This is a genomic window from Aquirufa sp. 5-AUSEE-100C1, assembly GCF_054558655.1.
In genome coordinates this window covers 512,925-536,373 of sequence record NZ_JBPXKO010000003.1, presented here as the reverse complement: position 1 = coordinate 536,373, position 23,449 = coordinate 512,925, and the positions used below count along the sequence as shown (strand labels likewise).

The window sequence follows — 23,449 nt, the reverse complement described above, 5'->3', positions numbered from 1 at the left end:
ACTGAAACACTTACGCCACGATAAAAATTATGCCGACTTCCATTTCTAGTGAGGTATTGAGGGAACAGCTCAAAAAAACCTTTGGCTTTAGTCAGTTTAGAGGCGAACAAGAGGCAATCATTCGGAATACGATTGATGGCAATAATAGTTTCGTATTGATGCCTACGGGAGCAGGCAAATCTCTTTGTTATCAATTGCCCGCCATCGTGATGCCAGGAACGGCGATTGTTATTTCCCCTTTAATTGCGTTGATGAAGAATCAGGTGGATCAAATGCTCGCATTTGGTATTAATGCGCAATTTTTAAACTCTTCGTTGAGTCGGGCTGAAATCAATCGGGTGAAAGCGGAGGTAATTAGTGGCAGTGTTAAGTTGCTCTACATTGCTCCCGAATCACTGAACAAGCAGGAAAATTTAAACTTCTTGCAGCAGGCAAAAATATCCTTTGTGGCGATTGATGAAGCGCATTGTATCTCGGAATGGGGACATGATTTCCGTCCGGAATACCGCAAGATTCGCAACATCATCGAGTCGATCGATACCAAACTTCCGATAATCGCACTAACGGCCACAGCAACGCCGAAGGTTCAGCAGGATATCCAAAAGACCTTAAATTTAGAAGACGCGACGGTCTTCAAATCGTCATTTAATCGCAAGAATTTATATTACGAGATTCGCTCGAAAAAGGATATTGACAAGCAATTAATTCGTTACATTAAAAGTCATACGGGCAAAGCAGGCATTATTTATTGCCTTAGTCGTAAACGGGTGGAAGAAGTATCCGAATTGCTAGGCGTCAATGGAATCAAGGCATTGCCTTATCACGCTGGATTAGATCCTCAGGTGCGTATGGCCAACCAAGAGGCTTTCTTAAATGAGGAAGTCGAGGTGATGGTCGCCACGATCGCCTTTGGTATGGGTATCGATAAACCCGATGTTCGTTTTGTGATCCACTACGATGCGCCAAAATCATTGGAGGGCTATTATCAAGAAACCGGCCGAGCCGGACGTGATGGATTGGATGGTACATGTATCTTGTTTTACACCTACGATGATATTTTAAAACTAGATAAGTTCAACAAGGATAAAGCGGTTTCCGAAAAGGAAAATGCAAAAATCTTGTTGAGCGAAATGGTTTATTACGCCAATTTAGGCGTTTGCCGCCGGAAGCAGCTCTTGAGTTATTTTGGTGAGCACATGGTGGAAAACTGTGGATTCTGTGACAATTGTATGCACCCTACGCCAACTTTCAAAGCCGAAGAAGAGGTGAGTTGGGTACTCGAAGCGGTGAAACAAACCGGTGAGAAATTTGATGCGGAGCATATCGCGGATGTGTTGGAGGGAAAAACCAATCAATACACCCAGAGTTATGAACAGGAAAATCTTTCTGTATTCGGAATAGGCAAAAAGGTTTCTTGGGCCCAAATAGAAGATGAAGATGAGGACGATGAGGAGGATGAAGACAACGATGGAGAAGAGCAGGCACCGAAAAAACAAAAGCTTCGCAAAAAGAAAAAAGAAGTAAATCCGGAGGATGAAAAATCGCCATGGATATCATTTATCAAGCAGGTATTGATTTATGATTTACTTACGAAAGATATCGAGAATTACGGAGTATTGAAGTTGAGCGAAAAAGGGCAAGCCTTTTTAACTGACTCCTATCCGTTGACCTTTTCCCGAGACCACGATTATGAGCAGGAGGATATTGCGGCTGAAAACGAGGAAGAGAATGCGGCTGTAGGGGCGAAAGCCTACGATGATGCCCTATTTGAGATCTTAAAAAATCTACGCAAAAAGGTAGCTAAGGAGAAAAACCTGCCACCTTATGTGATTTTCCAGGACCCTTCGTTGGAAGAAATGGCAACTACCTACCCCACTACCCAGGAGGAAATGTCCCAAATCAACGGGGTGGGAATGGGCAAGGTGGTCAAGTTCGGGAAGCAATTTTTGGATGCGATTATTCGCTATGTGGATGAAAATGAAATTGAGACGGCGAAGGAGGTTGTGGTTAAGTCGACCGTCAACAAATCGAAAATCAAGATTTACATTATCCAGCAAGTCGACCGAAAAATTGATTTGGATTTAATTGCCGAGCAGAAGGAATTATCGATGGCCGAATTAATTGAGGAGATCGAAGCGATTTGCTATTCGGGAACTAAATTAAATTTAGATTACTTTATTAATCAGGTCATCGAGCCGGATAAACAGGAGGAGATCTACGATTATTTCATGTCGGCAGATACCGACAACATCACACAGGCATTGGATGAGTGTAACATTGAAGATGTGAGTGAAGAGGAATTGCGTTTGATGCGCATTAAGTTTTTGAGTGAATTAGCCAATTAATAAAACAGAATGAATGTATTAATTATCGGATCGGGCGGTCGGGAACATGCTTTTGCATGGAAGATTGCTCAGAGTCCATTACTAAGTAGTTTATTTATCGCTCCGGGTAATCCGGGTACGGCGGAACAGGGTACCAATTTAGCCATCGGAGTAGCAGACTTAGCCGGAATTGCACAAGCAATTCGTGAGCATCAGATTGAATTAGTCGTGGTAGGCCCGGAGGAGCCTTTGGTGAAAGGGGTTCGCGATTATATTGAATCACAGGAAGATTTAAAACATGTGGGCATCGTGGGTCCAGGTGCTGAGGGAGCTCAATTAGAAGGAAGTAAGGATTTTTCTAAAAACTTTATGCATCGGCATGGTGTACCAACTGCCGCATCGCAGACCTTTACGAAGGAAAGTGTCGAAGCGGGTTTGGCCTATCTCGAAACGCAGTCGCTTCCGATTGTCTTGAAGGCAGATGGTTTAGCAGCAGGCAAGGGTGTGATTATTGCACAAACTTTGGAGGAAGCAAAGGCATCCTTAAAGGAAATGCTCTTGGATTCTAAATTTGGTGCAGCATCGGATAAAGTGGTGATTGAGCAGTTTCTACGCGGAATCGAGCTATCCGTTTTTGTTTTGACGGATGGTGAAAACTATGTGGTGTTACCTGAAGCCAAGGATTACAAGCGAATTGGTGAAAATGATGAGGGATTGAATACGGGAGGAATGGGTGCCGTTTCTCCGGTTCCGTTTGCGACAGCCTCATTTATGGAACATGTGGATAATCGGGTGATTAAGCCGACATTGGCTGGATTAAAGGCCGATGGAATCAAATACCAAGGCTTCATCTTTATTGGACTGATGAATCATGAGGGTGAGCCCTATGTGATTGAGTACAATGCCCGGATGGGGGATCCGGAAACAGAGGTCGTATTACCTAGAATCGAATCAGATTTCTTATCTTTGCTTCTTGCGGCTGCCAAAGGGACCTTGAACGAAGAAAAAATTCAAATCTCAGCACAATATGCTGTGACAACCATGGTGGTTGCGGGAGGATATCCCGAAGATTACCGCAAAGGAGATGTCATCACGGGCTTAGACCAAGTGACGGATGCACATATTTTCCAAGCGGGCACAAAGGAGCAGGAAGGCCAACTCCTTACGAATGGAGGCCGAGTAATTGCCTTAACAGGCACTTCGAATACCTTGGAAAAAGCCATACAAAAGTCTCAAAAGGCGGCGTTGGCGATCCAATTCGAAGGGAAAAATTTTAGACGAGATATTGGTCTTGACGTCCTACGGTATAAGGGATAAAAGCCAATCCAACACATAATATGGCATGTAAATCGTGTTCAACAGGGTCATGTGGATCCAAAGGCGCAACAGGCGAAGTAGCAGGTTGTCAAAGCAACGGGGGTTGTGGCTCAGGTGGCTGCAACAAAATGAATGTCTTTGACTGGCTTTCCGACCTTGATGTGCCGCAATTTCAGCGTTTCCACGTCGTAGAAGTCAAATTCAAAGGCGGGCGCAAGGAATATTTCCGCAATGTTAAAAAGTTGGAATTACACACGGGCGATGCGGTCATGATCGAATCGACGACAGGATTGCATTTGGGTATTGTTTCCCTTCAAGGGGAATTAGTCCGTTTGCAATTATTGAAAAAGGGTATCAAAGACGATGATAATTTAAAGACCATTGTACGTGTTGCCAACGACAAAGATCTCGAAAAACACGAGCAAATGATTGCGCGTGATATGCCTACGATGTACCGCGGCCGTCAAATCATTAGTGATTTAAAGCTTAACATGAAGCTATCCGACGTGGAGTTCCAATCGGATGGCACGAAAGCCGTATTTTATTATTCGTCCGACGACCGGGTGGATTTCCGGGAGTTGATTAAACTCTTGGCAACTGAATTCAAAGTACGGGTGGAAATGAAACAGATTTCCTTACGTCAAGAAGCAGGGCGTTTAGGAGGAATCGGAGTTTGTGGACGAGAATTATGTTGTTCAACCTGGCTGACAGACTTTAAAAATGTAACGACTTCCGCAGCACGCTACCAGAATTTATCACTGAATCCCGTGAAATTAAGTGGTCAGTGTGGGCGTTTGAAATGTTGCTTGAATTATGAATTAGAGACCTACATGGATGCCTTGAAAGGGATCCCAACAATCGAAGGGCGTTTAAAAACGAAGAAGGGGGATGCCATTTTGCAGAAGACCGACATCTTTAAACGCATGATGTGGTTTGGCATTGTAGGCGAAGAGGCGATATGGATTCCAGTTTCTTGTGATCGTGTTGCTGAAATTATTGAGTTGAATAAGAAAGGAATTATACCAGAGTCCTTCTCGGATTTAAATCCAGATGCGCCGGTTGTGGAGAAGCCAACGCTATCTGAATTAAACTCGGATTTGGAGCGAATGGACAAGAAATACGGTGGGAAAAAACCGGCGGGAAAATCGGGGAATAACCGAGGTGGGCGCGACCGTTTTGAAAACCGTGGACCTCGTGAAAATCGTGGGCCTAAACCGGAAGGGCGTGATAATCGTGGTCCAAGACCTGATAATCGTGGACCGAAGGAAGGAGATAATCGGGGGCCACGTCCACAGCAGGATCGCAAACCTCGTCCGGAGCAAGCGCCTAAACCGGAAGGTGCGGCGCCTCAAGCAGATGGGGAAAATGCAACACCAAAACCATTCAAAAAGAAGTTTAAAAAGAAATTTAAACCTCGTCCTCCACGCGAGGGAGGTGGACCAGAAGCCCCTTCAGCATCTTAAGCCATGTTTTACAAGCGCATTATATTGTTCTTTACGCTTGGCATGACCATATCTTGCCAAACCGACACGCTCGTTGACCAAACGGTATCTATGTCGGAAAATGGTTGGCTACAAAAAAACAAGGTTGAAATACCCTTTGAAATAAGTGATACGACGAAATCGTACGACCTAAATGTAGCGATTCGTCAGTCCAATGATTACCCCTATTACAACTTGTATTTCATCCCCAAGATTATGAATTCGGATGGATTCGTTATCAAGCGAGCTTTTGCAGAAGCCTTTTTTTATGATGCGAAAACGGGTAAACCGAAGGGTACAGGATTGGGTGACATGTACAGTCACTCATATCCCATATTTAAAGGTTTGCGATTTTCTCGAGTAGGGAAATACAAAATTAGCTTGGAGCAATTTATGCGTACAGACACCCTGAAAGGCATTGTGTCGGCCGGCGCATCCATCACGGAAACACCGAAGGGCGATGGCAAAAATTGATGATATAGATAAACAAATCTTAGCCTTCTTGCATGAGGATGCCTTCATGTCGAATAAGGAGATGGCCTCTCGTTTGGGACTTAGCGCCACACCGGTGCATGAGCGGATCAAACGCATGGAGAAAGATGGAGTGATCACTGGATATAAGGCCACCATAAACCCGAATAAATTAGGGAAGTCATTAACTGTTTTTTGCGACATCTCCCTGAAGGAACATGCGGCCGAATACCTGAATCAATTTGAGACGGATGTCATGTCGCTCGTGGAGGTTCAAGAATGTTATTGCGTATCAGGACATAGCGATTTCCTATTGAAGATTGTTGTTTCCGACATGGATGAATACCGAAATTTTATTCTACACAAATTGGCCAGCATCAAAAACATTGGGAATGCTCAAAGTCATTTCGTGATGAATCAAATCCAAAACGAACAAATTTTACCTTGGTTAACCAATAAACCTACAATTTAGGACAGCTAAATGGTAGCAATTATGTAATTTGATTATTATCCTAAACCGACTATATAAAACGATGAATAAAGTAAGTAAAACAATCGTCAGTATCGCAATCATTGCCTTAATCTTGGGGCTGGCGTTTTATCCAAAAATCAAGCAATCGCTCACCAAGAATCCAGAGGAGGAGGCTAAAAAAGAGAAAGGAGGTCCAGGAGGCAAAGGTGGCGGAAAAACAGCCGTAGTCGTTTCTGTGGTCAAATCAACTCGATTGGATGATATGATTAATTCTACGGGAAGTATTCTTCCGAATGAGGAGGTTGAAATTCGTTCGGAAATCGCCGGTCGAATCATCTTGCTAAATATCAAGGAGGGTGATGTTGTTCAAAAAGGCACTGTTTTGTTTCGAATCAATGACGACGATTTGCAAGCACGCTTACGTAAATTGGGATTCAATAAGAAATTAGCGGAAGACAACGAGGCTCGTCAAAAAATCTTGCTACAGAAAGAAGCTATTTCGCAACGCGAATATGACATCGCAGTCAATACGGTCAATACCATCGAAGCGGATATTGAAGATTTGAAGGCACAGATAATTAAAACGACAGTCAAAGCTCCTTTTTCAGGAACGATTGGTTTCCGTTACGTGAGTTTGGGTAGTTACATCTCCCCGACGACAAAGATTGCGACCTTAACAAATACCAACCCAGCTAAAATCGAATTCTCTATTCCAGCAAAATATGCCACGGTAATCCGCAAAGGTAGCACAGTGGAATTCCAAACGGAAAATGAGGAAAAGACGTTTGTTGGCAAGGTATACGCCATCGACCCGAAAATCGACCCATTAACTCGAACTTTGCAAATCCGTGCCTTGGCCCCAAATCCGGGCAATCAACTGGTTCCAGGAGCTTTTGCAAAGATCAATTTGATCTTAAAATCAAAGGGTAGTGCAATTTTAATTCCAACGGAGGCCGTTATTCCAGAAGCATCAGGTAATAAAGTCTTCATTGTAAAACAAGGTAAATCAGTGCCCGTGAAGGTAAAACTGGGTAACCGTGGGGAGAAGAACGTCGAAATACTTTCTGGCCTCTCGATTGGTGACACCTTGATTACCAATGGCGTCATTCAGGTAAAACCTGATGGGGAAGTTGAAATAAAAGAAGTCGTAGAATAAACGATTTATGGCATCCATCTATGTAAGTCGGTCCTTATGGGCATACAAATTCCGAAAACTGAGCTATTGGTTATCGGCATGTATGGCTTATGCCCGACTTTACATCCGAATACGGATGCAACGTTTCCAACAGCCTGTTATTGGAATTCTATTGGCTGAACATTTGGGTGACATTGTAGCTGCGGAGCCGATCATCGGGGAGTTACGTCTTAAGCATCCAAAAGCAAAGATTGTTTGGATTGTGAAGGCAAGTTTCCGTAGTCTTTTGGAAAATCACCCTCAAATCGATGTGGTGATCGACGAACATTCCATCCTGAATAGCATTTGGTTAACGCAGCATTCGCCATTCAACCAATTTTACAATTTGCATTTAAGCAATTTACGATTTGATAGCTATTTCCATCGCGAATTAATTAACCCGAAAGCAGACCAATTGGACTTAACCATGCACAACTATTACCATCGCGGTAATTTGTTGAAAGGGGTGTTTGATATGTGTGAAATCCCCTATGTAGAGTCGAAACAACCTCATTTGTATTTGGGAAATGATGATTCACTCCAATTACCACAAAATTATTGGGTGATCCACCGGAAATCAAATGGCGCCGAGCGCGAATGGGTCGACGAAAATTGGCATACATTAATTCAAAGAATTTTAGATCAATACGATGTGACCCTAATTGAAATTGGTATTTCAGATGGATTAGCGATTGATCACCCGAAGTTCATATCCTACGTAGGGAAAACGAGTTTAGTGAGTATGGCAAAGATTATCCAAGGTGCTAAATTCTTTATCGGAATTGATTCGGGGCCTACACATATTGCAAATGCATTTGAAATTCCGGGATTAATTTTGCTCGGCGATTATAAAGATTTTAAAAACCACATGCCCTATTCGGGAGCTTATGAAAACGGTCGTGCCAAGATTTACCATTATCCCAATGGCCTGTCGACTGAAATTCCATTTGAAACCGTCTGGGAACTGTTATCCCAATTAAAACCAATTCCCACAACGCAATTGGCCTAAACCTAATAATACTATGGCATCATTATCAGATATTAGCATCAAACGCCCCGTACTTTCTATCGTTATGTCTGTAACGATTATTGTATTCGGCTTAATCGGATATTCCTATTTAGGTATTCGTGAATATCCTTCTGTGGATCCGCCGGTCGTAACGGTTCAGACGAGCTATACGGGTGCCAATGCGGACATCATCGAATCCCAGATTACCGAGCCTCTGGAGGAATCCATTAATGGAATTGCGGGGATTAAAACACTCTCGAGTTCGAGTAGGGACGGTCGGTCGAATATCACGGTCGAATTTGATTTAGCTGTCAACATTGAAGATGCTGCGAATGACGTGCGCGACCGGGTTTCTCGTTCGATGGCTTTATTGCCAAAGGATGTTGATCCGCCCGTGGTATCGAAAGCCGATGCAGATTCAAACCCGATATACAACTTAAATATTTATTCGAATACGCGCGATTTATTGAGTTTGAATGAGATCGCAACGCGAAATGTGAAGGAAAAACTTCAAACCATTCCGGGGGTAAGTTCGGTTCAAATGTGGGGAGAAAAGAAATACGCAATGCGATTACACATTGACCCCGAGCGTTTGGCATCCTTCCGCTTAACGGCGCCCGATATTGTGAGTGCCTTAACGAAACAGAACATTGAGTTACCGTCAGGAAGTATCGAAGGAAACAATACGGAATTGACGGTTCGTACGCAAGGACGCATGACCTCCGTTGAGGATTTCAATAATTTAATTATCCGGGAAGAAGGGGACCGTTCCGTGAAGTTTTCGGATGTGGGTCGGGCAGAACTTGCTCCAGAAAATGAAAAAACATTTTTCAAGCGTGACATGGTGCCGATGATTTCGATTGCGGTCATTCCGCAACCGGGTTCTAACCAAATCGAGATTGTCGACCAGATTCATTTAAAAATGAAGCAGATTCAGACGACCATTCCAAGTGATGTCATTCTGAAAGAGGGTTTCGATAACACGAAATATGTTCGCAGGTCGATTGAGGAAGTGGAAGAAACCATTTTAACAGCTATTCTATTAGTAACGATTGTTATTTTCTTGTTTCTACGCGACTGGCGATCAACCATTATTCCACTAACCGCCATTCCGGTTTCTTTAATCGGGGTATTTTTCTTTATGTATTTGGCGGGTTTCTCGGTGAACGTATTAACCTTATTGGGAATTGTACTCTCCATTGGTCTCGTGGTGGATGATGCCATTGTGGTATTGGAAAACATCTATACCAAAATAGAAGAAGGATTAAGCCCCTGGGAGGCTGCCTTGGAGGGTTCGAAAGAAATTTACTTCGCGGTTATTTCCACAACGGTAACCCTTGCTGCAGTATTCTTACCCGTGATTTTCTTGCAGGGTATCACTGGCCAATTATTCCGCGAATTCGGTATTGTGGTCGCAGGCTCGGTAATTATTTCTGCCTTTGTTTCCCTGACCTTGACACCCATGTTGAGTTCGAAATTATTAAAAGGGGGGCATAGCAAGCCATGGTTTTACAATGTAACGGAGCCGTTCTTTGTTTGGATGACAACGGCCTATGAAAATTCATTGAACTCATTCCTTAAGGTACGATGGATTGCTTGGGTGATTATGATCGGTTTGGTAGGCGTGATTTATACGTTATTCAAATCAGGAGCCATCCCATCAGAATTGGCGCCATTGGAAGACCGCGGCCAAATGCGTGTCAGTGCAACGGCACCGGAAGGCGCTACATTCGACTACATGTTGAACTTTACGGATGAAATTACCAAATTCATCATGAAGGAAATTCCGGAAAAAGAGCGGAGTGCCATCTACACCATTACATCACCCGGATTCGGAAATGCCGGTTCAAATTCTGGAATGATTCGGATTTTATTAAGTGATACGGCGGCGCGTAGGAGCCAACAAGCAATTGTCGATGGACTCCAACCGAAGGTGAAGAAATTTCCTGGAGCTAAAACGATTGTTATTCAGGAGCCTACCTTACAAACGGGTCAACGTGGGGGTGGAGGTTTGCCTGTAGCCTTTGTGGTTCAGGCCCCTAACTTTGAGAAATTGAAAAAAATGATGCCACAGTTTATGGCTAAGGTGCGGGATTCTCCAAAATTTGAGGTGTCCGATATCAACTTGAAATTCACGAAGCCTGAGCTCCGCTTGGAAATTGATCGTGCCAAAGCACAAAACTTGGGTGTATCGATTCAAGATGTGGCGCAAACCTTACAATTGGGACTTTCAGGACGTCGTTTCGGATATTTCATCATGGATGGAAAGCAATACCAGGTGATTGGTCAAATCAATCGTTCTTTGCGTAATGACGTGAACGATTTGAAGTCACTTTACGTGAAAAATAATCGGGGGGATTTGATTCAATTGGACAACATGGTAAAGATTACAGAACAGAGTACGCCACCGCAATTATTCCGTTTCAATCGGTACTCGGCCGCTACGGTAACGGCACAGATGGCAAAAGGAGTTACCTTAGGAGAAGCCTTGGATGAGATGGATAAGTTGGCCAAAGAAACCTTCGATGAATCCTTCTCTACAGCCTATGACGGACAAAGTAAGCAATTTAAAGAGTCGAGTTCTTCGTTGCTTTTTGCCTTTGCGCTTGCCATTTTATTGATTTACTTGATCCTATCGGCGCAGTTTGAAAGCTTTATCGATCCATTCATTATCTTGTTTACGGTACCATTAGCCGTAGCTGGAGCACTATTATCCTTGTGGGATTTTAGCCAAACGCTGAATATCTTCTCACAAATTGGAATCATTGTATTGATTGGTTTGGTAACGAAGAATGGTATCCTGATTGTGGAATTTGCGAATCAGAAAAAGGAAAGTGGGTTAGCGAAATTAGAAGCGGTAAAAAGTGCAGCTACGGCACGTTTCAGACCGATTATTATGACATCGCTCTGTACGATCTTAGGTATATTACCCATTGCCTTGGCCTTGGGATCTGGTTCAACGAGCCGTGTTTCGATGGGTATTGCCGTTGTAGGGGGTATGTTATTCTCCACCACCTTAACCTTGTATGTGATTCCAGCGATTTACAGCTATATGTCTAGAAATTTAAAACCTTCAAAAGGTGAATGATGAAATTTGGATGCAACGAGCCCTTGATTTGGCCCAATTGGGTGGAGGGTTCGTTGTTCCTAATCCTTGGGTTGGTTGTGTAATCGTCCGAAACAATCAAATAATTGGCGAAGGGTATCACGCCCAATACGGCGGTCCCCATGCAGAAGTTAATGCCTTCCTTCAAACGGAGGATGCATGTGGCGCGACCGTTTATGTCAGTTTAGAACCCTGCAGTCATACCGGTAAAACACCCCCCTGTGCCGATCTACTGATCAAACATCAAGTTGGCCGAGTAGTCATCTGCAACCTAGATCCCAACCCCTTAGTGGCAGGACAAGGTGTCGCCAAATTACAAGCTGCAGGCATTGAGGTTGAGATTGGAGTTCTAGCAGAAAAAGGAGAATACCTGAATCGCCGATTCTTTCATTTTCACCGACATCAACGACCCTACTTAACTGTTAAATTCGCCAGCTCCTCGGATCAATTTATTGCTCAAAAATCGGGAGAGGCGATCTTGTTTTCGAATCCGATTAGTCATGCCTTGGTCCACCGATTAAGATCTGAGCACCATGCGATTTTAGTGGGAGTTAACACGGTGAATAACGATAATCCAAGTTTAACGTCCCGGACATGGCCTGGGAAATCACCCTTACGATTGATCTTGGATCCACATGGCCGAACGAGTCCCAATGCCCTCGTTTTAACGGATGGCAATCCGACTATCCTATTCACATATGAAATCACTAAATCGGAAGGGAATAAAGCATGGGTTGCATTGGGGGAATCTGATTACTTAGCGGCTTTTATGCGCTATTGCTATGCAAAGGGGATTCAATCGATTCTAGTAGAAGGAGGAACCAAAACTATTGAGGAATTGGTGGAAAAAATGGAGGTTCAAGAACTCATTCAAATCGAATCGGATCTTGAGCTAAACGAAGGAATTGCTGCACCCCGACTAGCCAATGAAGATTTTAAGTCCTATCCAATCGGATCCAATAACCGCTGGAAAAAACGTTAGGCTAAAAGGATTTGACCTAGTAAATAACAATTAAGCGAGAGAATAATCGCAGAGACAATCCAAGCAAGATTACGCATCCAGTTCGGATTTACAAAAGGTCCCATTCGTTCGGGATCACTCGTAAACCAAACCAGTGGAATAACGGCAAAGCTCAGTTGCATCGATAGAATGACTTGCGAGAAAATCAATAATTCATTGATACGAGATTCCCCCCAAATCCAGGTCACGAAGAATGCGGGCACAATGGCAATCATTCGGGTAATCATTCGTCTTAACCAAGGTTTCATCTTCAAATCGATGAATCCTTCCATGACAATTTGCCCCGCCAAGGTACCTGTTACCGTGGCATTTTGACCTGACGCTAAAAGTGCCACAGCAAATAAGATACTCGCCCATTTTGTGCCCATCACGGGATCCAGTAGCACAAAGGCATCTTGGATATCGGCAACGTCCTGACGGCCATTCCAATGAAAAGCCGCCGCCGCTAAAATCAAAATACTCGCATTGATGAAGAACGCAAAGCTGAGGGAAATCGTAGAGTCCCAAGTCGCATACTTGATGGCTTTTTTACGGTCGATGTCATTTTGTTCAAAAGCACGGGTCTGCACAATGCTCGAATGCAGGTATAGATTATGGGGCATCACGGTAGCTCCTAAGATACCAATAGCAACATATAGTTGACGCTCATCCATCAGGATACTCGAACTAGGAATGAGGCCTTGTAGAACTTGAGCAACCGCGGGCTGTGCTGCCCACATTTCATAGGCAAAACAGAGCGCAATGACAGCAAGCAAGGCCATCACGATGGATTCAAGGACGCGGAAACCGCGATTTTGAAAATAAAGAATTAAGAAAACATCCAGAATGGTAATTGCGATACCCGCTAAAATGGGTATACCAAAAAGCAAATGAAGCGCGAGCGCGGAGCCAATCACTTCGGCTAGATCGCAAGCAGCAATAGCTAATTCACAGATAATCCAGAGAAAATACGCGACCGGTTTTGAGAAGGAATCTCCACAGGCTTGCGCTAAATCCCGACCTGTAGCCACGCCTAATTTCAAGGCCAAATGTTGAAGCAAAATCGCAAATAGGCTGGAGATAAGAATCACCGATAGAAGCGTATAGCCAAATTGAGCGCCACCAGCTAAATCCGTCGCCCAGTTTCCAGGGTCCATGTAGCCGACAGCGACCATAAATCCTGGACCAATGAATGCACGTAAATTTCGCCAAAATCCTTCTCCTTTAGGGACAGGTATCGTAGCAAAAACCTCGCTCAATGAATTTTCCGGATGTGATTTACGCCAATGCTTGGACATTGAATTAACTATTTACCTTCAAATATACTTATTTTACGACAATTCAAAAATAATTTTTAGTTAAGCCTAAAAAATTAAATCCCCAAATAATTCCTTATTTTTGAGTTCAAAACAATTCAAGATGGCGACTTCATTTGCGGAAGAAAACTACCTGAAAATCATTTATCGCCTTTCAGAGGGCCATAATGAGGATATATCAACCAATGCAGTGGCTGAATTAACCCAGACAAAAGCGGCTTCGGTAACCGATATGCTTCGCAAACTGGCTGATAAAGGCTGGGTCAACTACCAAAAATACCAAGGTGTTCGTTTAAGTCCGGAGGGTGAAAAAATAGCCTTGGGTATTGTTCGCAAGCACCGGTTATGGGAGGTTTTTCTGGTGGAAAAAATGGGCTTTAATTGGGATGAGGTACATGAAATCGCTGAACAGCTGGAACATATTGAGTCGGATACGCTCATCGACAAGCTGGATGCCTTTCTTGAATTCCCCAAAACGGACCCACACGGAGATCCAATTCCCAGTAAAAGTGGAGTGATGCCTGAACTAGGCTATTTGCATTTGGCAGATATCAGAGCAGGAAAAAGTTGCGTGCTGATGGGCGTAGCGAAAGACTCTGCTGTCTTTCTGCAATTACTTACGAAAATGAATTTAAGTCTTGGGAGTAGCCTAAGCGTACAAGAAATCAATGAGTTTGATCGTTCGATTGCGGTAAGCATCGACGGAAAACCTGCTGTGTTTATTAGCCACGAGGTTGCCAAAAATATTTTGGTTAAACTAGCTCAATAGATCCAAGACTTCATCCTCACTCAGATTACGCAAGATACTTTCATCTGAAGTCACCAATTCATTCGCTAAATCCAGCTTCCGTTGCTGCAAGGATAAAATCTTTTCCTCGACGGTTTCCTTGCTGATAAACTTATAGGTAAATACGGTCTTCTTCTGTCCGATTCGGTGCGCCCGGTCGATCGCTTGTGCCTCCGCCGCAGGATTCCACCACGGATCCAACAAGAATACGTAATCCGCTGCTGTCAAGTTTAAACCTACTCCACCGGCCTTCAAGGAAATCAAAAATACAGATTGCCCATCGTCCTTTTGGAAGCTTTCCACCTGACTTTTACGATCGGAGGTACTTCCGTCCAAATAAGCATAATCAATGCCTCGCTCATCCAAAGCCTTGCGAATAAGGCCTAAATGCTGGACAAACTGGCTGAATATCAGCACCTTATGATGCTGCTCCAATACAGTTTCCAATTTCTCTAACACAGCCTCCATCTTGCCAGATTCTCCCTCGAAGCCTTCTTCACAGAGTGCCGGGTGATTCGCTAATTGGCGTAATTTGGTTAGACCTTGAAGGACAGAGAATCGGGATTTTTGAAGACCCTCGTCTTTGATTTGTTTCAACAACACATCGCGATAGAACGATTTCGTCTTATCGTATAGGCGTTCTTGTTCCTCTGACATGGTGCAATAGGTAATGGACTCCATTTTCTCTGGTAAATCCGCCGCTACCTGCCGCTTTTCACGACGTAATAAATAAGGCTTTATTAAGAAATAAAGACGTTTTTTCTGATCGCTATCGGCCTTCTTCTCAATGGGAATTTGAAAATAATCCTTAAAATATCGCTGAGTACCTAATAATCCTGTATTGACAAAATTCATTTGCGACCACAAGTCCATGGTTGAATTTTCCAGCGGCGTTCCCGTCATCACTAAACGGTACTTCGCATTTAACTTCTGAACGGCTTTCGTAATATTAGCCAAAGGATTTTTAATCGCTTGCGACTCATCCAAGATGACATAACTAAAGGCTTGTTTCTCAAACCAGTCTATATCCGAACGAACCAACCCAAATGAGCAAAGAATCAAATCAACTTTGCCAATCTGGGCCTGTAATTTCTCTCGTTGAGGTCCACTATAGACCAAAACACGCAATTGAGGCGTAAATTTCTTGGCTTCCATCTCCCAGTTGTACAAGAGGGAAGTTGGCATAACCAATAAGGACGGTGCCGTCTCCCCTTGCTCCTTTAAGCTCTGCAATAGACACAAGGTTTGCACCGTCTTACCAAGACCCATATCATCTGCTAAACAGGCGCCTAAGCCAGCAGCTTGGCGAGTCCGCATCCAACGGTAACCTTCCAATTGATATGGGCGAAGCGTTCCCTTGAAGTTCTTCGGAACGGGGAACTCTTTGGTTTCGAGTTTGAGATCGTTGAGGGTTTTTGTCCGCAAATTGGTTTTGACCAATTCTTGGTTTTCCCATTCTTGAATCAATTGAAAATGTTGACGGCGTAAAAATACCCCCTCTTCACCGGGACGGGTCTCGGAGAAATAGAAAAGATCTTGGTAATCATGAAACCAGTTATCAGGGATAATGGCGATGGAACCATCGGGCAGATGGAACTCCTTCTTCTTCTGTAAGATGAGTTGGCGTATCTTCAAAAATGGGATCTGGAAAGTCCCAAACGAAATAATAGCTTGCACATCAAACCAATCTAATTTCTCGCCAATACGAATCTTAATTTCCGGTTTACCTAGGAAATACCTTGGGGCAGAACCATCCCCTTTGAATTGCACGGAGAAAGCGGCTTGATCTAGGTCTTGCTTGTGGGCAGTTAGCCATTGTACGGCATCTGAACGGGAAATCGTTGCCCGGCCATCCGCTTCCATGGGCAGACCCATTGATTTAAGTGCTTGAAAAGCACGCTTTTCCTTGGTGAGGGAGCGCATGATTTTTTGAAAAGCATAGCTATCGCCTTTCTTTTCGAATAAGACATTCGCCTCCGCGGAGAGACCATCCCAAGGGAAGCGATTATTACCATATTGGAATGAAAGTACAAACTGCCATCGATCCGCAGCTTCCAAAGCTTTCTTGGAACTTACTTTTTCATCTTCATCTAACTTCGGGGTAATGGGCCCGTAAGACAAAAGGTATTGACAGTTCTTTTCGGTATTGGTAATCTCAAAACCTTTGGCATGAACGGGATAGCGAGCTACCATGGCTTTGACGAATTTTCTAAAATAATCTTCCTCCATGTTTCGAGGAATAACGACAAACTTCTTATTCAAAAAGGCGCGTAATTTCTTGCCTTCTAATTGCGGTTTGAAGTGATAAAGCTTTTGATTTAAAAGCATCCAAGCTGGTTCATCACAAAGAATGAGGGCATCCTTGTATTGAAATTCCAGCTTATTACCCTTGTATTTGAGGGTTGGAAAATAGTGCGTATTCTCCTCATTCCGCATGAAATGAAATAACACCTCAACAGCATCCTCCTGAATTTCAACGGCTTGTCGCATCGGGTTGCCGTCATTACCCATGATAAATAACGTTTTATCTGGGCAAATCAATTCGAAAATCTGGGAACGGCGTTTTTCGACGACAGCATGAACCGCCTCTTGGATTTCTTTCTCGCCTTTTTCGGCATCGAACGTCTTTAAATAAAACTCCTCCATGGACTTGCGCTTGGAGGTATTAAATTTCTCATAAATCGCAGCGGGTTTCATTCCCTCCACCAATTTGACTGCAGCCTCATCACGTTCATCTAAACTGTGTGCAAATTCATGGAAATTGCGTGTCGTAAGGGTTTGATACTCCCACGTCAACTGACCCTTGTCATTCAATTGAACAACAAAAACCTCAAACAAATAACCGAGGCATTCGTGGGATAACAAGGAATAAACAACCTGAAAAGGTTTGTTTGGGGAGATCTTCATGTAGCTATTCAGAGCTCGATTTCGCGAGTTCTAAGAGTAAAACCTTCAAAAATAAGGTTTTTTTATGAAATACTACCTAAGAATAAGAAAATTAACTTCAAGCCTTCTTCAGACGTAGATAAGCCCAATTCCGCAAGTTCGTCTCAGATTCCAACGATAATCCATGGGAGGTCGCAGCTTCCAACAAATACGAAATATCATCCGCATAGAATCCACTTAATAACAAAGTGCCACCAGGGACAAGCCGTGCGGCATATTCAGCGAGCTCGTCCAACAAGATATTTCGATTGATATTGGCTAGCACAACATCATACGTAGTATCGGGTTCATTTCGAATTGTTCCTTCTTGAAAGGTCACCATTTCGCATCCATTCAATGAGGCATTTTCGATCGAATTCTCCACTGACCAGGGGTCGATGTCGAAACCATGTACTCGGTTAGCACCTAATTTAATCGCAATGAAAGCTAATATTCCGGTACCCGTACCTACGTCAAGGACGGATTTATTCGTTAACTCTATTTCAAACATACCCTGAACCATGAGGGTTGTTGTTTCATGATGCCCCGTCCCAAAAGACATCTTGGGATTAATGACGATATCCATGGTCACGGATGGGTCAGGCTCATGAAAACTTGCGCGGATGTTTACTTGGTCCGAAATACGGATGGGGTCATAATTGGTTTCCCAAACCGCATTCCAATTTTGCTTTTCGATTTCTGCCTCCTCCACTTCGATAGGACCTAAAAATCGATACCGTTCAATGATTTCATGAGCGGCGCCATGGTCGTAAACGGCGAGTGGGCAATAAGCTTGAATACCGGTGTCAGTATCTTCAAAGATATCGAATCCAATTTCACTTAGCTCCGCCATTAAAATATCTGTAATCTCGACACTAGCCGAAATACGTAGTTGTTTCGTCGCCATACTGAAAAGGAATTATTGGGTAACCGGATTCGGATCTTTTTTGCCGAAAACAGAGAAATGTATGTAGCGTTTGGGCTGTGTACGAAAATCGATCAGCAGCTTATCAAGATCCAATAAGGATTTGTTAAGCCCGTTGTACAATGAATCGTTGACCAATAATTTGCCCGCAGTTCCTTGTCCTTGTTCAAGCTTCGTCACAATCTTCTGCAGTGAATTAATCGCTTTCCCCGCTTCCTGCAAGGTTTGTCCGATGCGTACAGCTTGCAAGGAATCGGCAACTGTATTGAATTTCGTCAACAAGGGCTTTAATTGCTTTTCCGTTTCAGTCAAACTCTGTGTCAACGACTTCATGTTAGCGGTAATCTGCTTCACGTTCGCTTTGTTGTCGGCTACTAACTCTGTCACCGACCCATTGATATTGGTCACCGCTGAATTCGAATTTTTAATCAATTCATTCAGATGGGTTCCCGTATGCTCAAATTTCTTACTGATGGTTCGGAAGGAAATCAATAAAGAATCCGCATTGGATAAAACTGGTAAAGCGCGTTCTTTTAGCAGGGCAGAAAGTCCCTTTTCGGTCGTCCCAACCAATATGCTTTCACTAGGCAAAGATCCTTTTCCGAGTAATTCCAAACGCATCACTTTCCCGCCGAGCAAGGCCCCATCTGACAAAACGACGATGGATTTATCCGGAAGAATTAAATCTTTATTGATGCGTAAGGTAACCTTGATTTTATTGCCATCCTCCGGCAACAACTCTACTTTTTTGACTTTACCTACCTCAATTCCATTTAATAAAACTTGATTAGATGCGGTCAATCCATCTACGTTATCGTAGGTGACGTAATAAATATTAGAGGAAGAGAAAACGTCATTCCCTTTCAAAAAATTAAACCCAAAATACAGGATTAGGAAGGCAATTAAAGCTAAAAAACCAACCTTTAATTCGTTGCTTTGAAACATAGTGGGTTTATTTTTCGATTTCTAATTTATACTTCTTGAAGGCTGTCGCGATAGCTTCCGCAACCTCAGCTTGCCCTTTTTCTGAGTTTAAGTATTCTTCTTCATTCGGGTTCGTTAAAAAGCCCGTCTCAACGAGAACACTTGGCATGGCCGTCCGCCAAATGACTAAAAAACCTGCTTGCTTCACACCAAAGCTTTTGCGCTTGTAGGTTTTGGAGAACTGGTCCTCCACATGCGAGGCAAACTTCACCGAATTGGCCATAAATGCACTTTGGTAATTTGCCATCATGATATGTGCTAAAGGCGAATTAGGATCAAAACCATTGTAGGAGGTTTGATAGTCCTTTTCTTGTAAGATTACCGAGTTCTCGCGCTTCGCAACATTTAGATTTCCATCCGTTTTATGTAAACCCATCGTATAGGTTTCCGTTCCATAAGCGGATTTATTTACGGCTGCATTACAATGAACAGAAATAAATAAATCAGCTTTATTACGATTAGCGATGTCAGCGCGCTCAAAAAGTTCGATAAATTCATCGGTTTGGCGCGTGTAGATAATCTTCAAATCTGGGTATTCGGCTTTCAACTTTTTCACTAATTCCAAAATGATTTTCAGGGTGACTTTCCCCTCTCGAGCACCCGTAGGGCCCAAACATCCGGGATCCTTTCCACCATGGCCCGCATCCAAACAAACCGTTTTGATAAGATTCTTATTGACCGAACGAGCTGGATCAATCGTCGGCATCGTCGCCGAAATAATCGACAAAGTTAAACCAAGAACAAAAACAACTCGGATGGATGAAAACATTATTTTTATGATTATTACACTTAGGTACCAAGCAATGATGTAATTTTGCAAATTAATTACAAGGACAAATATAATTTTTAAATTCCATTTGATAAAGAAATCCACATATTACCTTTTACTGAGTTGGGCTTTGTTTTTAGCAACACCCAAGCTACAGGCGCAGCGGGTAATCTTGGCGGATTCCACGCAAAAATCAATAGCCAAAACCGATAGCGCTAGCAAATCTCAAGATTTACAAACTACGGTATTTTATTCCGCTGTTGATTCAACGGTTTTAGATGCCGACAAACAGGTGGTTCACCTCTATGGAAACGCCAAGGTGAAATATGGCGAAATCAGCTTAGAATCAAGTTACATTCGATTGGATTGGGATAAAAACGAGGTCTATGCCATTGGTCGGTATGACTCCACCAGCCATAAAATGGAAGGCTTACCGGTGTTTACACAGGGCTCCGACAAATACGATTCGGATGAAATTCGCTATAATTTTAAGACGAAACGGGCCGCGATTAAGGGAATTGTTACCCAGCAAGGCGAGGGCTATGTTCAAGGAAAAACGGTCAAAAAAGACGAGGAAGACAATCTTTACATTCGAAATGCGATCTACACGACTTGTAATTTAAGTCATCCCCATTTTCACATCAAAGCGAGTAAAATCAAGGTTGTTGGCAAAAAGGAAATCATTTCCGGCCCATTCCACTTTGAACTAAATGACATCCCATTACCGATTGGCCTTCCCTTTGGTTTCTTCCCCTATTCACAACCGAGAGAGGCGGGAAAATCGGGTATTTTGGTTCCTACCTATGGTGAGGAACCCACGGGTAGAGGGTTTTACCTTCGAGAAGGTGGATATTATTGGGCTGCTAGCGAGAATATTGGGATTCGATTCACGGGTCAAATTTACTCCAAAGGGGGCTGGGGATTGGGAGCGAATTCACAATACAATAAGCGTTACCGCTATACGGGAAGTTTTAATTTAGCGTTTAATCGCAATTCCAATGGGGATGAGTTTAACCCGACCAAACGTACTGATTTCGCGTTGCAGTGGTCCCATAGTCCGAGAAGCTTAGGAAATTCCAGCTTTTCAGCATCGGTAAACATTGCATCCAACTCCTACAATCAGTTTAATAACTTTAATACCCAACAATACCTATCGAATACCATTGGCTCATCGGTTCAGTATACGAAAAACATTGGCCAAACATTTAGAAGTAGTATCAGTTTGCGAATCAATCAAAACACGACAACGCGTGTGTTTGATGCGGGTACCGAATTCAGTTTGGGTTTGAATCAATTTCAACCTTTCAAACGAAAATCAAGCGTAGGTGACCGCTTCATGGATCAGTTCCGGGTAGGTTTAGATTTCTCTGGAGGCATCAGTATGACCAACCAAATCTCGGATCCGTATACGCGTTATGAATTCGATGTTTTTCCGAGGGAATCAAATAGTCAACGTGGAATCATACAGAAACCATTTATACCGAAAGGCTTAGATGATTTGCCTCCGGGTGTTGTGGCTGTTAATGCGAACACCATTCCCTTGCTTTGGGAAAAGGCTCAGACAAAATTTAATTACAGTATCCCTATTTCCCTCCCGAATATCAAGTTGAATCGTTATATCAATGTGACGCCGGGAATATCGTGGTCGGGCAATATGTATACCCGCTCATACAAATACACCTACATGAAATCGGACTCAACAGTTCGAATCGATACCGTGGGGGGCTTGCCGAAATTCAATTCTCAAATCTCCTTTTCTGCGAGTATGAATACGCGTTTATTTGGAACGGCAAGATTTAAAAAAGGACGCTTAGAGGCCTTAAGGCACACGATGATACCATCTATTAGTGTTAGTTATACGCCGGACTATTCCGATCCGGCCTATGGCTATTTTCAGGATGTTCGCATTAACAACCGGAAGTTCATCAATGCCGCTGGGGAAGAGCAAATTGGTGATATCCGACGAATAAGTACATTTGACCCCCGCATTCTCTCGTATGGTGGCGCCTCTGGGGCGATAAGTTTTGGTATTCAAAATAGCTTGGAAGCTAAGTTGAAGACCAAATCAGATACGGCAACTAAGCAAAATGAAAAGATAAGCCTGATCGATAACTTTGGGATTAATGGCAGTTATAATTTTCTGGCCAAAGAATACCCCTTATCGAATATTGGCTTTACAGCAAATTCGCGGGTCAAAGAATTTGACATCAATATTGGTGGAAGTATAGACCCATACTCCTATGTACAGGATAAATCGTTTTTCGATATGGGCCGACGGACGAATGAGTATATGTTTAGCAAAGGCGAGGGATTAGGTCGCTTGCAGTCATTTAACTTGTCCATTGGAAGGCGATTTGCCCCGAGTACGGCAAAGAAACAAAAGACGAGTGAACTTGGTTCGGAGGCGCAATTGAAACAGATTAATCGCAACATGGATGATTATGTCGACTGGAATGTGCCTTGGACCTTTTCGTTCTCTTATCAATTTAGTTATAACCGAATGGGCTTGGCTGACCCGCAGAAAATTAGTGGTTTAACTTTTCAGGGAGATATCAGTCTAAGTGAAAAGTGGAAATTCTCCGTAAGCTCCGGCTACGATTTTAAATTCAGTGGACTGACCTATACGAACATGTCGGTGCATCGCGATTTGCATTGCTGGGAAATGAACTTCAACTGGACGCCGATTGCAAGCCCATTCTTTGGTCGGGCGAGTAACTATTCCTTCGATTTACGAGTTAAATCAAGCTTATTGCAAGATTTGAAAATCTCTCGTCGCAGAAGTTTCTACGACAAGGGCGGATTTTAATTCAGCTTATCCTTAAAGGCCTTCAAGAATTTATCCATTTTGGGTTTGATGACAATCTGGCAATAGGGTTCGGTGCCATTAAGGTTATAGTAATCTTGATGATAATCTTCCGCTGGATAAAAGGCACTCGCTGTAGTCACTTCGGTTACAATCGGATTAGGAAAAACTTTCTTAGCATTTAGGTTGGTCTTCCATTCCTGAGCTGCCTTCAATTGTGCGTCTGAATGTGCAAATATTGCAGATCGATATTGAGTACCGACGTCAGCACCTTGGCGGTTGAGTGTTGTGGGATCGTGGGTTTGCCAGAAAACTTCAAGCAGCGTTTCGAATGAAACAATCGTAGGGTCGTAGGTAATTTGGCAAACTTCGGCATGTCCTGTAAGCCCTGAACAAACTTCGCGGTAGGTCGGATTTTTCAATTGACCTCCCATGTAGCCCGAGGTTACGGAATGAACTCCTTTGAGGCGCTGATAAACTGCTTCTACGCACCAAAAGCAACCGGCCCCAAACGTAATCGTATCTAATTTTGCTGTATTCATAGCTTGTTTTGTTTGAACTGATTTAGTTGAACTTCCACAGGAAA

General features: G+C 43.2%; 17 protein-coding genes. 11 read left to right on the top strand and 6 right to left on the bottom strand.

Annotation, left to right across the window (positions count from 1 at the left end):
- Window positions 1–29 precede the first annotated feature (29 nt).
- The 9 genes from ACMH5P_RS09445 to ribD all read left to right on the top strand — a co-directional run bounded on the left by ACMH5P_RS09445 (window position 30) and on the right by ribD (window position 12,336).
- Window positions 30–2,345 carry a RecQ family ATP-dependent DNA helicase gene (locus ACMH5P_RS09445; RefSeq protein ID WP_459494121.1) on the top strand — a complete coding sequence of 772 codons (2,316 nt, stop codon included), beginning with the start codon at window positions 30–32 and terminating at the stop codon, window positions 2,343–2,345.
- 9 nt (window positions 2,346–2,354) lie between these two features.
- Complete coding sequence (gene purD / locus ACMH5P_RS09440) at window positions 2,355–3,641, top strand: phosphoribosylamine--glycine ligase (protein WP_459494120.1); 1,287 nt, start codon at window positions 2,355–2,357, stop codon at window positions 3,639–3,641.
- 20 nt (window positions 3,642–3,661) lie between these two features.
- Window positions 3,662–5,104 carry a PSP1 domain-containing protein gene (locus ACMH5P_RS09435; RefSeq protein WP_459494119.1) on the top strand — a complete coding sequence of 481 codons (1,443 nt, stop codon included), beginning with the start codon at window positions 3,662–3,664 and terminating at the stop codon, window positions 5,102–5,104.
- Between the two features lie 3 nt (window positions 5,105–5,107).
- Entirely contained in the window at window positions 5,108–5,596 is a 489-nt protein-coding gene (locus ACMH5P_RS09430; protein WP_459494118.1) for a gliding motility lipoprotein GldH, read from the top strand.
- Window positions 5,583–6,065, top strand: a complete 483-nt coding sequence (locus ACMH5P_RS09425; protein ID WP_459494117.1) for an Lrp/AsnC family transcriptional regulator — start codon at window positions 5,583–5,585, stop codon at window positions 6,063–6,065. The genes ACMH5P_RS09430 and ACMH5P_RS09425 overlap by 14 nt, the downstream gene beginning before the upstream one ends.
- 61 nt (window positions 6,066–6,126) lie before the next feature.
- Window positions 6,127–7,221 carry an efflux RND transporter periplasmic adaptor subunit gene (locus ACMH5P_RS09420; RefSeq protein WP_459494116.1) on the top strand — a complete coding sequence of 365 codons (1,095 nt, stop codon included), beginning with the start codon at window positions 6,127–6,129 and terminating at the stop codon, window positions 7,219–7,221.
- A 7-nt stretch (window positions 7,222–7,228) separates the two neighbouring features.
- A complete protein-coding gene (locus ACMH5P_RS09415; RefSeq protein WP_459494115.1) occupies window positions 7,229–8,248 on the top strand; it encodes a glycosyltransferase family 9 protein in 1,020 nt (339 codons plus the stop codon).
- Between the two features lie 13 nt (window positions 8,249–8,261).
- Window positions 8,262–11,336, top strand: a complete 3,075-nt coding sequence (locus ACMH5P_RS09410) for an efflux RND transporter permease subunit (protein ID WP_459494114.1) — start codon at window positions 8,262–8,264, stop codon at window positions 11,334–11,336.
- Entirely contained in the window at window positions 11,329–12,336 is a 1,008-nt protein-coding gene (gene ribD / locus ACMH5P_RS09405; protein WP_459494113.1) for a bifunctional diaminohydroxyphosphoribosylaminopyrimidine deaminase/5-amino-6-(5-phosphoribosylamino)uracil reductase RibD, read from the top strand. Before ACMH5P_RS09410 ends, ribD begins: the two co-directional genes overlap by 8 nt.
- On the opposite strand, the gene ACMH5P_RS09400 is transcribed toward ribD, so the two are convergent.
- Window positions 12,333–13,652, bottom strand: a complete 1,320-nt coding sequence (locus ACMH5P_RS09400) for an Nramp family divalent metal transporter (protein ID WP_459494112.1) — start codon at window positions 13,650–13,652, stop codon at window positions 12,333–12,335. The genes ribD and ACMH5P_RS09400 overlap by 4 nt on opposite strands.
- Window positions 13,653–13,773: 121 nt before the next feature.
- Between ACMH5P_RS09400 and ACMH5P_RS09395 the strand changes: the two genes are divergently transcribed.
- Window positions 13,774–14,439 carry a metal-dependent transcriptional regulator gene (locus tag ACMH5P_RS09395; RefSeq protein WP_459494111.1) on the top strand — a complete coding sequence of 222 codons (666 nt, stop codon included), beginning with the start codon at window positions 13,774–13,776 and terminating at the stop codon, window positions 14,437–14,439.
- On the opposite strand, the gene ACMH5P_RS09390 is transcribed toward ACMH5P_RS09395, so the two are convergent.
- The 4 genes from ACMH5P_RS09390 to ACMH5P_RS09375 form a co-directional block, all read right to left on the bottom strand.
- Entirely contained in the window at window positions 14,428–17,364 is a 2,937-nt protein-coding gene (locus ACMH5P_RS09390) for a DEAD/DEAH box helicase (protein ID WP_459494110.1), read from the bottom strand. The genes ACMH5P_RS09395 and ACMH5P_RS09390 overlap by 12 nt on opposite strands.
- A 97-nt stretch (window positions 17,365–17,461) precedes the next feature.
- Window positions 17,462–18,289: a 50S ribosomal protein L11 methyltransferase gene (gene prmA, locus ACMH5P_RS09385; protein WP_459494109.1), complete on the bottom strand. Its 828-nt coding sequence runs from the start codon at window positions 18,287–18,289 to the stop codon at window positions 17,462–17,464.
- 12 nt (window positions 18,290–18,301) lie between these two features.
- Window positions 18,302–19,252 carry an MlaD family protein gene (locus ACMH5P_RS09380; protein ID WP_459494108.1) on the bottom strand — a complete coding sequence of 317 codons (951 nt, stop codon included), beginning with the start codon at window positions 19,250–19,252 and terminating at the stop codon, window positions 18,302–18,304.
- A 7-nt stretch (window positions 19,253–19,259) separates the two neighbouring features.
- Window positions 19,260–20,060: an N-acetylmuramoyl-L-alanine amidase family protein gene (locus ACMH5P_RS09375; protein ID WP_459494107.1), complete on the bottom strand. Its 801-nt coding sequence runs from the start codon at window positions 20,058–20,060 to the stop codon at window positions 19,260–19,262.
- A gap of 88 nt (window positions 20,061–20,148) precedes the next feature.
- Between ACMH5P_RS09375 and ACMH5P_RS09370 the strand changes: the two genes are divergently transcribed.
- On the top strand, window positions 20,149–22,866 hold the full coding sequence (locus ACMH5P_RS09370) for a putative LPS assembly protein LptD (protein ID WP_459494106.1): 2,718 nt from the start codon (window positions 20,149–20,151) through the stop codon (window positions 22,864–22,866).
- On the opposite strand, the gene msrA is transcribed toward ACMH5P_RS09370, so the two are convergent.
- Window positions 22,863–23,405: a peptide-methionine (S)-S-oxide reductase MsrA gene (gene msrA, locus ACMH5P_RS09365; protein WP_459494208.1), complete on the bottom strand. Its 543-nt coding sequence runs from the start codon at window positions 23,403–23,405 to the stop codon at window positions 22,863–22,865. The two genes, ACMH5P_RS09370 and msrA, sit on opposite strands and share 4 nt — an antisense overlap.
- Window positions 23,406–23,449 lie beyond the last annotated feature (44 nt).